Below are 12,778 nucleotides of genomic sequence, written 5' to 3' on the forward strand. Positions count from 1 at the left end.
CAAAAATGGCCGAAGAAACCATATTTAGTAAGATTATCCGCCGCGAAATTCCTGCCGATATTCTTTATCAAGACGAGTTAGTCACCGCCTTTCGTGACATTGCACCTCAAGCGCCAACGCATATTTTGATTATTCCAAATCACCTTATTCCTACCGCCAACGATGTAAAAGCATCAGATGAAAAGGCTTTAGGCCGTATGATGACTGTAGCAGCAAAGCTTGCTGACGAAGCTGGCATTGCCGAAGACGGCTACCGCTTGATCATGAACTGTAATAAGCATGGTGGCCAAGAGGTTTACCATATTCACATGCACCTTGTGGGTGGTAAGCCATTAGGACGTATGCTTGGTCATGACTAATCCTTCAACTACGAACAAGCAAATTGTTAGCCCAGAGTTTTTTGAGTTAACCGATGTCGCTAAGCGCTTTGTTAATCAACTGGCGCAATGTCGCCGTCTTGGGTTTGATGTAAAAGAGGGCAGTGCTCACCACGTGTTGATTGAGCTGCCATACAGCAAAGATATTATTGGCTACCCAGATACCGGCGTTATTCACGGCGGGGTGATCACAACCTTAATCGATACTGGCTGCGGCGCTGCTGTGGTTTGTGCGATTTTAGATAAGTATAAGTCGCTTGAGATCTCACCTACGCTTGATTTACGTGTCGACTATATGCGCCCAGCTGAGCCAAACAAGTCGGTGTTTGTGCTAGCTGAGTGTTATCGTTTAACGTCAAGCGTGGCGTTTACGCGCGCGATTGCTTATCAAGACAGTATTGATGCCCCAATTGCTCACGCCGTTGGCTCATTTATGCGTATTAGCCCAGAGATGATCAGCGATGAGTTTCGTCATTCATTAATTGGTGATAACTGTGAGCAAGTGGCATTAGATGCATCAAATAGAGCCAAAGAGTTTGCCGAACAAAATCAGCGAATTGAGTTTCAAGATGTGGTTAAACGCGCCATTGAAACCAATAACTACACCTATCTGTTAGAGAAAGTACCGTACTCGCAGTTTATTGGTATTTCGGTAGAACGCTTTGGCGATGAAATGGTGTTTAAGTTGCCAGCTAAAGCTGACAATATCGGCAACCCAATCTTGCCAGCTATTCACGGCGGGGTGATTGCAGGCTTTATGGAAATGTCGGCCATTGTGCAGCTTATGGTGTTTATGACGGCTAAGAAAGTGCCTAAAATTGTCGACTTTTCGATTGATTACCTCCGCGCTGGTTTGCACCAAGATACCTTTGCCGAATGTAAAATTACTCGTCAAGGCCGCCGCGTGGCGAATGTAAGCATTAATTGTTGGCAGTCTAACCGTAAGCAGTTAATTGCCACGGCGCGAGCACACTTTTTATTAGAATAGGAGTTCCCATGAAACTATTGAAATCGGCTTTGATTGCGTTGGGTTTAGTTGGCTCAGCGGTTATGTTTGCCGGGTGTGCAAATCATACCTCGGGTTTATCGGCCAGTTCTGACGGCAACGTGCGCGTTGACAACGCCACTTTTAACCGTGAAGTTGCCATTGGTAATCTACGCTCAAAAATGACCTCAAATATTATGGAAGGCGCAGCGGTCATTTCAAGCAAGGTTGCTACTGACCTGCGTTTGCAATACAAGTTTACTTGGTACGATGCCAGCGGTTTTACCATTGAAGATGAAGCCACAAGCTGGAAGTCGTTAAAACTGCACGGCAAGCAGCAAATGCAAGTAAGCGCAGTCGCGCCTAATGCTAATGCAACTCGCTTTGAAGTGTATGTGCGCAAAGCGTTTTCAAACTAAGTCACTTGCTTAATTCGTTTGGTCAATTCTCTTATTCAATTCTCTTAGCCAATAGTTTGAGTGTGAGAAATCCTGCAAACAAGCGTGACCATAAAGCCAGCTAACACTAGCTGGCTTTTTTAATGGAATTTTCAAGGTTTTTGTAATAGGTAAATCACTCAATCTGTGCTGCAGGTCAACTTGGTTAAAATTCATGCTTATAAGTGAGTAAATTGTTTTAATTTGAGTGTAAAGCCACAGGGCTTTGGGTATAATCGACGCCGCCAAGGGGTGTTAGTTGCTGCGTTTATCGCACGTTTTTATTGCAGCACTAACTGAGATGTTTTTTTAACAAACCCTTAGAACCTGATCCGGCTCATACCGGCGTAGGAATAGGCCGCAAAATCTACCTGCACAGACCTTACTATGCTTGCCGGATCTCAAAATCGGAATTTGAGGTCCTCATGTCGTTTAAAAAGAAATCTTCTCTCGCACTAGCCATTATTGCGAGTTTCCATGCCAATGCTGATCAAATTGAAGTCGCTCCTGCTGATGAAGCGATGGAAGTGATAGTGGTTAATGCTGACTTTAACCAAATTAACATTGAGCGCATGCCATCAAGCGTGACTGTGATTGGTGAGCAACAGATTAAAGATGAAGGTGCGCAGCACTTTGAAGATGTATTGAATTCTATTGCCAACTTTAACTGGTCTGGTGGTAGCTCGCGCCCGCGTTATTTCCAAATTCGTGGTGTGGGTGAGCAAGAGCAATATCAAGGCGCGCCAAATTCATCTGTAGGCTATGTGGTTGATGATATTGACCTATCTGGTCTAGGTATGGTGTCGAGCATGTACGACATGCAGCAGGTTGAAGTACTGCGCGGCCCACAAGGTACCCAATACGGTGCTAACGCACTGGCTGGTCTTATTTATCTTAAAAGTAATGACCCGACCGAGCATGCAGAGCATGGCGCAAAAGTGAGCTTAGGTGATGATGACCTACGTACTTTTTCTGGCTTTAGCTCAGGCGCAATTACTGAATCAGGCAAGGTGCTATACCGCGTTGCGCTTGAAAAGCATGACCAAAATGGTTTTAGAACCAACGAATATTTAGGGCGTGATGACACCAACAAGCGTGATGAGTTAACTGCACGCGCAAAATTGCGTTGGTATATGACAGACGATCTTCAAGCTGATCTCACCTTAATGCACGCCAACTTTGACAATGGCTATGACGTGTGGACGCTTGATAACAATGGCTTTAACACCTTAACTGATCAACCTGGTGTGGATAATCAAAAAACCACTGGTGCTGGTCTTAAGTTTATTTACTCTGGCGGTGAGGGCTTTGAGTTAACCTCATTAACGTCATTCGCGAAGACTGACCATCGCCACATGTACGACGGTGACTGGGCTAACCCTGACTACTGGGGCGGTAAAGATTGCGAAGGTGAAGCATGCCAATACGATTACACCTGGGATAAGAAAGCTAATCGTCAGACTATCACTCAAGAGTTTCGTTTTACCTCAACTGAATCTGGTCGTATTTGGAACGGCACCACAGATTGGTTAGTGGGTTTATACGCAATGAACCTTAAAGAAGACAATGACTTATATTCTGAGTACAACACCTGGCCAGACGAAGTCCTAGTATCTGAATACGATGCGACTAACTATGCAGCATTTATGCAGTTTGATACTCAGTTAGGCAATGATTACCTGTTGTCGACAGGTCTGCGTATTGAGCGCCGCGTAAGTGATTATAAAGATACCAACGGCGATAACTTTGATCCAAGTGAGAACATGTGGGGCGGTCATATCGCGCTATCGAAAGCAATTAATGTTGATCACAACGCCTATGCACGTATCGCACGTGGTTATAAAGCGGGTGGCTTTAACATGACTTTGCCACCTGAGCTGGCTGATAAAAAAGAGTTCACCGCTGAAACCCTATACAACTATGAGTTAGGTTTAAAATCTAGCTGGTTAGATGGCAATGTGGATACCAATATCGCGTTGTTCTATATGGATAGACGTGATCAGCAGGTATCAGCTTCATTGCAAGACCCTGAAAACCAACAGCGCTTCATTCTATTTACTGAAAATGCTGGTAGTTCAAACAACTATGGTGCTGAGGTTGATGCTAAGTGGTATGCCAGCGACAACATCGAAGTATACGGTAGCTTAGGTTTACTGAATGCAACCTATGGTGACTATAAGTACAAAGACAAATACGGCTCTGAGGTCGATTTATCTGGTCGCGATCTGGCGCATTCACCAAAGTACACCTACAGCTTAGGTATGACGTACTTTAGCGACGCAGGTTGGTTTGCCAACCTTAATGCTAGCGGCAAGAGTGATTTCTACTACTCTGATAGCAATGATTCTAAGTCTGAAGCTTACACTATCTTTAATGCGCGCATGGGCTATGAAACCGATACCTGGTCTGCTTATGTTTGGGGTCGTAACCTAACTGATGAGAAGTACGGCGTGCGTGGCTTCTTCTTCGGTAACGAGCCAGATCAAGGCTGGGTTGATAAGCAATACATCCGTTATGCCGACCCGCGCCAAATTGGCGTAACCTTTGACTATAAGTTTATGTAAGCGATAGGTTTAATAGTCACTTAGTGTTTAGTGCGGCGGTGTAATACCGCCGCATTTGTTTGGAAAAAGCCTGGAGAGAATGATGAAACTGACCGTTGAAATCAGCATGTATCCGTTTAATGAAAACTATATTGATCCAATCAAATGGTTTATCTCGCGCCTTGATAAATACGACAATATTCAGCGTGTAACTAATGCGATGGCGACACAAGTTTGTGGCAATTATGATGATGTGATGCAAATGCTCAATGTTGAAATGCAAGCTGCGCACGAAAAGTGGGGCAAGGCAGTATTTGTATGTAAGTTTATTGGCGGTGAATTAAACCTAAGTCACAGCGAGTAAATGCTCATCAATTCCATGAACGAATAATAAGAAAAAGAGATGGTAGATACTTTATTACAAGCTGCGAATGAAATCAGCGTGATGACCGTGTGGGAATTGATTGCGGTGATTTTAGCGGTTGCCTATCTGGCGTTAGCAATGAAAACCAGCAAGTGGTGTTGGCACGCGGCCTTCATCAGCACGGCGATTTATACCGTATTATTTTGGCAAGTATCCTTGCTAATGGAGTCTGTGCTTAACGTTTACTATATGGCGATGGCTGTTTATGGTTATTGGCTTTGGACGCAAAAACCGAAGACGGAGGCTGATAGCACGCCGAGCACGGACAACAAGCAAGATGGCTCTTTGATCGAATCCTGGTCTTTAGCCAAACATGGGGTAGTTATTGCCATTACTGGAGCTGTTTCTTTGCTGCTAGGTTATTTGATGGCAACCTATACCCAGGCTTCATTTGCTTATTTAGATGCTGCCACAACCTGCTTTGCGGTGATGACAACTTACCTAGTGGCTAAAAAAGTGCTGGAAAACTGGATTTATTGGGTAGTCATCGACCTAGTCAGTATTTATTTATACTTCCAAAAAGGGTTGATGCTAACCACAGTATTATTTGTCGGTTATGTGTTTATGGCGATTGCCGGATACTTTATGTGGCGCAAACGCTACTTGGCTCAAACCGCAATTAACCCAAATTTAGCAACAACGTAGGCGCGAGCTAAGTGTTCATTGAACTTATTAAGCCTTACCTTACTCACGCTCAGCTTAAGTGTGTGCAAACCATGCCCGCTGCGTTATTTGAATCACTTGAACAAAGCTGTCAGCAGGTGTCAGCTTTGTCCCACGGGTTGAGCAATGACAATTTTCGCTTGCACTGTATCGGTGGCGATAAGGTGCTGCGCATTAACCGTCAGACTAGTGAGTGGTGTGATAGGGCGCTTGAAGTTGAGACCTGGCAGTTTGCCTATGCGCAAGAATTGGCGCCAAAGCTATTATGGCATGCTGCCGACTATCAAACTTATTTAAGCGAGTTTATCGCGCCGCAACAAGCTTCAAATCTAGATGAAGATACAATCAACGATTGGTCTAGCCTGTATGCAGAGCGTGGCTGTAGGCAAATTTTTTCTACGTTTGTACCCGATGAACGCGAGCAGAAGAGTTTCACCGCGGTGTTACTCGCGAGCATGTTAACTGAGCTTCATAGTCTGCCTGTGCCAAGTAAGGCCATTTCCACATCAGAGCAATATCAAAACTATTGGCAGAGGCTTTTGGCGAGAAAAGCTCGGTTAGAGGCTGCATCTCAATCTGATGACGCGGCAAAATCAGCAACTGAGTGGCTAGCGCTATTTAAGCAACTCAAAGAAATGCAGCCGCGGGTTGAGGGCTGGCTCGCGCAAATGGATGCCAGCTTGATTAAACCGTGTTATTGCCACCGAGATTTAAACCCTTACAACATTTTACCTAACACCACAGTTTGTGGTCAGCCGCGACTGCAATGCATTGATTTTGAATATGCTATTGCCAGTCATCCTTTGTTTGACCTTGCCTCTGTGATTGCTACTCATGATATAGATGCTTATGCTACTCAGCAGTTAATTAGCGATTATCTGTCATCTTCAATCGCACAATCACATCTTACAAATGATGCTGCCAGTGCCATTGAAAGCGCAGTAAATCTATTTTGGCTATTTGCAGTCATGTGGGCGTTATTGATGTTTGATATGACTCTTTATGAAATCCATCTTGATGAAATCCATCGTGACAAAATCCAAAGCGATAAGAGCCTTACATACCTTGATTATGCTAAGCAATACTTAACTTTAATTGCTATGCGCTAACTTGAACTACTCTTAAAGCACTCAATTGAAACAAAAGTTTTGTAATAAAAAACCTTGTGGTTAGGTCTGATGTAAATAACAGACCTATAGCGCTTTGCTGAGCAAAGTGTCGCGTTGAATTTACTTTAAGGATAAACCATGCAAGCACTTGCGAACTTATACCAATCAATACTCAATAAACTGCGTCACTTTGATGGACTAGCACCGCTGGCGCTGCGAATTTATTTAGCGCCAGTATTGATGCAAGCAGGTTACACCAAACTGAGCGCATTTGAAGATACTGCTGCCTGGTTTGGTAACCCTGATTGGGGCTTAGGCTTACCAATGCCTGAAGTGATGGTCGCGCTGGCGGCGGGGACTGAGTTTTTTGGCGGTATTTTATTGTTGATTGGATTAGCAACACGTGTAGTGGCGATCCCTATGATGTTTACCATGTTGGTGGCTGCATTTGCGGTGCATTGGGAAAACGGTTGGTTAGCGATAGCGGATAGCAGCTCGTGGCTCGCGAATGAAAGTGTGCTTGCTGCAGGGGATAAACTAGCAATGGCAAAGTCGATTTTGCAAGAACACGGTAACTACGAGTGGCTAACTAGCTCAGGTAGTTTTGTGATTTTAAACAATGGTATTGAGTTTGCGATAACCTATTTTGTAATGCTGTTAGCCTTGCTGATGACAGGTGGTGGTCGTTACACCAGCGTAGATCATCTACTTGCAAACAAGTATTTAAAGCCTGCTCAATAGATAGGAATGTAGATTAGCTAGGTGCAATTAAATTAGCGGTTAGTCATTTAACCTAATCATTCTATTGAATTAAATATCCCACCAGTTTGGTGGGATATTTGTTATGATAGCTTCAACTTACAGTTTTTATCGCACAGTTTAAATAGCTCAGCTTGCAACCTTAGTACGCTAAATTCAAAGGTTTAAGGTAAGGTGCTATTTAGTAAAAGGATGTATTCGTGGACGCAAAAACACTGCTATTAACTCGTCAATCTACCCCAAGACTTGCCGCTCCCGCCCCTAATCAAGAGCAATTAGATTTTATTTTAGACGCGGCAATTCGGGTGCCAGATCATTGTGGATTAACGCCATGGGAGTTCATTATTGCCGAGGGTGAAGGCCTAGATAAGCTAGGTGCAGTGTTGTCGCAAGCGGCAATCGATAAAGGTGCTGACCAAGCCTTTATTGAGAAGGCGAGCAAGATGCCTCACCGCGCGCCAATGGTGATCACTGTGGTATCGAAAATTCAATCTCATCCGAAAGTACCTGAGCTTGAGCAGCATTTAGCGGCTGGTTGTGCCACTCTTGCGATGCAACAAGCTGCGTTTGCCTTAGGATTAGGAGCCATTTGGCGTACTGGTGATTTTGCTTTCAATCCAAGTGTTAACAAAGGTTTGGGTATTGCTGACACCGATCAAGTCATTGGCTTTTTGTATATCGGCACGCCTGTCACCAGCGCAAATATCAAGCCACAGAAATCAGGTCGGGAGTTTGTGCGTCATTTGTAACGGACGAAAGTGATGTAAAGCAAAAAAGGCTTACCCCCAGGGTTAAGCCTTTTGATATAGGTGAACAATTTTTGCCTCTAGCAACTAAAACAGCAACGCCAGCAGGTACTACTTCATTATCCTCAACATTATCCACTTCAGTAACTGGAACTTGTTATTAAAGCCAGCTGCCTAAATCAGTCATCAAAATCCAATGGCAATTGATTTTGGTATAGATAGTACCCTAGTGGACCCATGAACAGGCTGAGAACGCCCCAAATATAGCGTTTATAGGCATCAATTTTAGCGTGCGAGGTGAGCGCGCGGTAGCAAAAGTGTATGTGCAGTATGATAAGCAGTGCTATCAATACGAGTAACATAATGTCCATATTATTCATGTCGGTTCCTAAGCAATCATTGCTTGACGTGGGCAGCTATTGTCGCGATTCATGTCTAACTGTATATAGGGTTTGTAGCCACTTTTGTGGCAACTTATCTTCGCGTTATGCTTTTATAAGTGTATCTCTTTATAGATAACTTGCTCGCTCACGATTGAAAATACGCCAAATGGGTGAGGTTGCTTCGTTAATCTACAAGTTAAAAGTATTAAGCCTATTGGAGCATATGAGTTAAGTTATAAATAGTGCTAAAAGCGTAAATTAACTTAAATTTCAGCTGTTTGTGATGAGAACGTAAATTTAAGTTGTTGTAATGGTTATTTTGCTGCAGACGGGCTAGTTGACGGATAGTTTGAAATGCTGGGCTTGATTATTGTAGTGGATGTAAAAAGTGCCAGTGATGGATTGTCACTGGCACTTGGTATTAGCGGCTCTGTTTACTATCGATTGCTTTTGTGGCTAGTAAGCTGTTTCAAGGATTTGCTTACTTACTTCTAGCGTCACTTCTCCGCGCTCGCCAAGCTTGGTCATGCCGTGAGTTTCAAGTGCATTAACCCAGGTATCGATATAGCTTTTCTCAATTCCCTCATCTGAAATACGCGTCGGTACTTGCATTTGCTTGAAGAAGTTTTCGGTTGCGGCGATGGCAGCATCAATTTTCAAATCGTCACTGCCTTCTGTGATGTTCCATACACGTTCAGCATATTGCACTAGCTTGCCACGTTTTTGCTCGCGGCGAACTTTCATCACTGCAGGTAATACGATAGAAAGCGTACGTGCATGGTCAATACCATGGCTTGCGGTTAACTCGTGACCAATCATGTGAGTTGCCCAATCTTGCGGTACACCTGCGCCGATTAACCCATTTAGTGCCATCGTCGCTGACCACATAATATTAGCGCGCACTTCTAAGTCATCTTTAGTTTCGCTCGCCAATGCTTTCGGGCCTTCTTCAATTAATGTCAGCAGTAGACCTTCACTGAATCTATCTTGTACTTTACCGTTAACATCGTACGTGAGGTATTGCTCCATAATGTGCACGAATGCATCTACTACACCGTTTGCCACCTGGCGCTCTGATAACGACAAAGTGACTTTTGGATCAAGTACAGCAAACTGTGGGCGTACCAGTGGGCTACCAAATGGTAGTTTATTACCATCACGGGTCACTACTGAGCCATTGTTTGATTCTGAGCCAGTAGCTGGCAGGGTCAACACTGCGCCAATTGGGATGGCGGCTTTCACTGGTGCACCTTTAGCAACGATATCCCATGGGTCTTCGCCTTTAAATTTAGCGGCCGCAGAGATAAACTTCACACCATCAACGACTGAGCCACCACCTACTGCAAGCAAGTAATCAATGTTTTCAGTTTCAATAATCGCCTGTGCTTTCATCAGAGTGTCATAGTTTGGATTTGGCTCGATGCCGGAAAATTCAAACCAGGTGTGGTTTGTTAACGCTTCAACCACTTGATCATATACGCCGTTGCTCTTGATTGAGCCGCCGCCGTAAACCATAAGCACCCGTGCATCTTTTGGGATTTCTTTGCTAATCGCACTGATCTGGCCTTCACCAAAATGAATTTTAGTGGTGTTGTGGAATGAGAAATTAAGCATGACATTGTCCTAATTACCGCTAAGGGTTAGCGTTTTTGTGTGTATAAGTTATGTATATGGCTTGGTTTGGCGTTTTTCAATTTGTTCACTGAAATTTTAATCAGCACTAAGTGCTGTAACTTGATTGAAAATGTCGCTAAATCTAAACGATAGCTTTTATACGTGCTCAGCAGCTGTTAGGGTCATATACAAATCCGTAAGTTATAAATATAAATTAGCCAAGTTATGCCAAGAGCAAAGAAAGACCTTAAAGCACAAGAAAAGTATTTAGATCAGCAAGCTAAGATGGCTTATGAGCATCTGGTTAGTCAGCAGTCTGCGCAAAAGGCAGCAATGGCAAGTATTACTGCTGCGCTGTTGTTGATGATAGTGTTTATGTTGATTGTCAGTGCTGGTCTGAAGTTTGTTTGGCTATTTTTTATTAGCGCCTGGTTTATCGGCCATTTGTCGGCGCAATTTGGCAAGGTGTTTGAGCGAAAGCTGGCGTTGATCCCGGCTATTGCTGCATTAGTCAGTCATGCTGTACTTACGTTAAGTTTGGCTGCGCTAGGGCAGATAGAATTAGATGCGCTAAATCTTGCTATGATCCCGCTAAGTTTTTTTAGTGCTTTTTATGGCGGGGTCATGGAGCTTAATCAAATTCAGCGACGAGCACTGTGGCGCAAGGAATTAGGGCGTATTTAGCTTTTATCAACTAAACATCAGCACAAGTTGCCATCAACTAAGTTTCTAGTAAGCCTTAACGTTCTTTTGCGCCATCAAAGTGCATTTTCCCCATTCAACCGTTATCTATCATGTAGTTGCCCAGTTAAAGGGGACTCTATGAACTATCTTTTCTAGGAGCAATGTTCTCTAGGAGCTTTGTAAAGCGATAAAATGATCTTTATCGTCTAGCCACAGTGGATATTTGCGCATCACATCGGCAAATAGCTTAGATTCAAGATGCGTTGTTAACCAGTTTCTGACTTTGGGGTAAGGCGCAGACTCAAACCACTTTTTGTCGACATGCGCAAATTGGCGCACAAACGGGAAGATGGCAAAATCTGCAAAGGTTGGGCTATTTGCAAATAGATGCGTGTTAACTTCAAGTCTTTGTTCAAGTTTGGCGATGAACTCACACCCTCTGTCACGGTAGTCTTGCTCAGTAAACTCAGGGTAGCGATCGGCGTATTTGTATCTATCAAGATTTTGCTTAAACTCACCATCATTTTGGCTTATTAGCGCTTTAGCCTCATCCCAATTTAGGCTTTGCAGCAATAACTGGTAATCATCTTTATCTAAATAGCTTTGTACTGTGCTTGGGTGCTTAGTGAGTGCAAAGGTAAAAATATCTAAACTCTCATCAATAATCAGTGCTGACTCACCGCGCTCACTTAATGCAGCTTTGGCTTGAGCTTCATCTAAACAAAGTACCGGTACTGTGCCTTTAGGCGAAATGGCGAGCATTTCTTGCGGTTTGTGCTTAAGAATAATCTCTCTAATTTGCGGGTTAAGTGATGATAAATGCAGGCCAATGCGTCCACGCATGGCGTAAGGGCAGCGTCTAAAGGTATATAAAACAGCTTGTGATGTGTGTGGTGACATATTTGATACTACTGATTGTTAATCGTTTGATAGCTATGTGAACTAGATTCGGTTAGAATTCTGCGCGCAAAATTGATCTAGATCAATTTTTAAAGCGTTAGTTTTGTAGAATTAGTCACATTTAGTTGTTTTGCACTGGGGATTAAGCCTCAGCGAGCGGAGAAAATCATGTCACAAGTTGTTGTTTGCGCGTTATATAAGTTTGTCGAATTACCTGAGTATCAATCTTTGCAGCAGCCTTTGCTGTCAACAATGCAAGCGCTGGATGTTAAGGGCACTTTGCTGCTGGCGCAAGAGGGCATTAATGGTACGGTTGCGGGCACGCAGCAAGCAATTGATGGCTTACTTGCCTGGTTAGATGCGCAGCAAGGGCTAAAAGACATTGTTTACAAACTGTCATTCGATGATGAAATGCCGTTTTACCGCACTAAAGTAAAACTTAAAAAAGAAATTGTGACCATGGGCGTAGAGGGTATCGATCCTCGTAAAGTGGTTGGCACCTACGTAAAGCCAAAAGATTGGAACAAGCTTATTTCTGATCCTGATGTACTGCTTGTCGATACTCGCAACGATTATGAAGTCGAAATTGGTACCTTTGAGAACGCGGTTAACCCAAACACCGAAACCTTCCGTGAGTTTCCAGACTATGTGAAACAAAACCTAGATCCAGCTAAACATAAAAAAGTCGCCATGTTCTGCACTGGTGGCATTCGCTGCGAAAAATCAACAGCTTATATGAAGGAGCAGGGCTTTGATGAGGTGTATCACTTAGAAGGTGGCATTTTAAAGTATCTTGAAGAAGTCGAGCCTGAACAAAGCATGTGGCAGGGAGAGTGTTTTGTATTTGATAATCGAGTGGCAGTAAATCATCAGTTAGAAAAGGGTCAATACGATCAATGTAATGCGTGCCGTTTACCAATTACTGAACAAGACAAGCAATCAGAGCATTATGTACAAGGGGTAAGTTGCCCGCACTGTATCGACAAACTATCGGATAAGCAGCGTCAGCGCTTTATGGAGCGCGAGCGACAGGTGCAGCTAGCAAAAGCCCGCGGTGAGAGCCATATTGGTAGTGATGTGGGTCAGGTTATCAAGAATAGACGTCAGCAAAAAGCTGAGCAGAAACAAGCTCAAGCTGAAAAGTAGCCAGAAAA

Annotated in this window: 13 protein-coding genes and 1 riboswitch; of the genes, 11 read left to right on the top strand and 2 right to left on the bottom strand. The window is 43.6% G+C overall.

The window, feature by feature from the left end; translation table 11 throughout:
* Window positions 1-5: 5 nt before the first annotated feature.
* The 9 genes from hinT to G3R49_RS07820 all read left to right on the top strand — a co-directional run bounded on the left by hinT (window position 6) and on the right by G3R49_RS07820 (window position 8,046).
* Entirely contained in the window at window positions 6-359 is a 354-nt protein-coding gene (gene hinT / locus G3R49_RS07780) for a purine nucleoside phosphoramidase (protein WP_130597506.1), read from the top strand.
* Window positions 352-1,365: a PaaI family thioesterase gene (locus G3R49_RS07785; protein ID WP_167869240.1), complete on the top strand. Its 1,014-nt coding sequence runs from the start codon at window positions 352-354 to the stop codon at window positions 1,363-1,365. The genes hinT and G3R49_RS07785 overlap by 8 nt, the downstream gene beginning before the upstream one ends.
* A gap of 8 nt (window positions 1,366-1,373) precedes the next feature.
* A complete protein-coding gene (locus G3R49_RS07790) occupies window positions 1,374-1,781 on the top strand; it encodes a YcfL family protein (RefSeq protein ID WP_130597504.1) in 408 nt (135 codons plus the stop codon).
* A 256-nt stretch (window positions 1,782-2,037) separates the two neighbouring features.
* Window positions 2,038-2,171: riboswitch (TPP riboswitch) on the top strand.
* A gap of 53 nt (window positions 2,172-2,224) precedes the next feature.
* The gene (locus G3R49_RS07795; RefSeq protein ID WP_130597503.1) at window positions 2,225-4,363 is read left to right on the top strand and encodes a TonB-dependent receptor; all 2,139 of its coding nucleotides are present in this window, start codon (window positions 2,225-2,227) and stop codon (window positions 4,361-4,363) included.
* Between the two features lie 82 nt (window positions 4,364-4,445).
* A complete protein-coding gene (locus G3R49_RS07800; protein ID WP_130603163.1) occupies window positions 4,446-4,706 on the top strand; it encodes a YkoF family thiamine/hydroxymethylpyrimidine-binding protein in 261 nt (86 codons plus the stop codon).
* Window positions 4,707-4,745: 39 nt separating this feature from the next.
* Window positions 4,746-5,411 (top strand): nicotinamide riboside transporter PnuC, encoded by a 666-nt coding sequence (gene pnuC, locus G3R49_RS07805; RefSeq protein WP_167869241.1) that lies wholly within the window; start codon window positions 4,746-4,748, stop codon window positions 5,409-5,411.
* An 11-nt stretch (window positions 5,412-5,422) separates the two neighbouring features.
* On the top strand, window positions 5,423-6,538 hold the full coding sequence (locus tag G3R49_RS07810; protein WP_167869242.1) for a phosphotransferase: 1,116 nt from the start codon (window positions 5,423-5,425) through the stop codon (window positions 6,536-6,538).
* Between the two features lie 138 nt (window positions 6,539-6,676).
* Window positions 6,677-7,279, top strand: coding sequence for a DoxX family protein (locus G3R49_RS07815; protein ID WP_167869243.1), 603 nt, complete (start codon window positions 6,677-6,679; stop codon window positions 7,277-7,279).
* Between the two features lie 218 nt (window positions 7,280-7,497).
* A complete protein-coding gene (locus tag G3R49_RS07820; protein ID WP_167869244.1) occupies window positions 7,498-8,046 on the top strand; it encodes an NAD(P)H nitroreductase in 549 nt (182 codons plus the stop codon).
* 836 nt (window positions 8,047-8,882) lie between these two features.
* Here G3R49_RS07820 and G3R49_RS07825 read toward each other — a convergent pair.
* Window positions 8,883-10,040: an iron-containing alcohol dehydrogenase gene (locus G3R49_RS07825; RefSeq protein ID WP_167869245.1), complete on the bottom strand. Its 1,158-nt coding sequence runs from the start codon at window positions 10,038-10,040 to the stop codon at window positions 8,883-8,885.
* 225 nt (window positions 10,041-10,265) lie between these two features.
* On the opposite strand from G3R49_RS07825, the gene G3R49_RS07830 reads away from it, so the two are divergent.
* Complete coding sequence (locus tag G3R49_RS07830; RefSeq protein WP_167869246.1) at window positions 10,266-10,724, top strand: hypothetical protein; 459 nt, start codon at window positions 10,266-10,268, stop codon at window positions 10,722-10,724.
* A 168-nt stretch (window positions 10,725-10,892) separates the two neighbouring features.
* Here the strand turns inward: G3R49_RS07830 and G3R49_RS07835 are convergent, their stop codons facing one another.
* Entirely contained in the window at window positions 10,893-11,624 is a 732-nt protein-coding gene (locus G3R49_RS07835; RefSeq protein WP_167869247.1) for a glutathione S-transferase, read from the bottom strand.
* 168 nt (window positions 11,625-11,792) lie between these two features.
* On the opposite strand from G3R49_RS07835, the gene G3R49_RS07840 reads away from it, so the two are divergent.
* On the top strand, window positions 11,793-12,770 hold the full coding sequence (locus tag G3R49_RS07840) for a rhodanese-related sulfurtransferase (RefSeq protein ID WP_167869248.1): 978 nt from the start codon (window positions 11,793-11,795) through the stop codon (window positions 12,768-12,770).
* The last annotated feature ends 8 nt before the right edge of the window (window positions 12,771-12,778 follow it).

The sequence above is a fragment of the Shewanella sp. WXL01 genome, from assembly GCF_012263345.1.
GTDB lineage: Bacteria > Pseudomonadota > Gammaproteobacteria > Enterobacterales > Shewanellaceae > Shewanella > Shewanella maritima.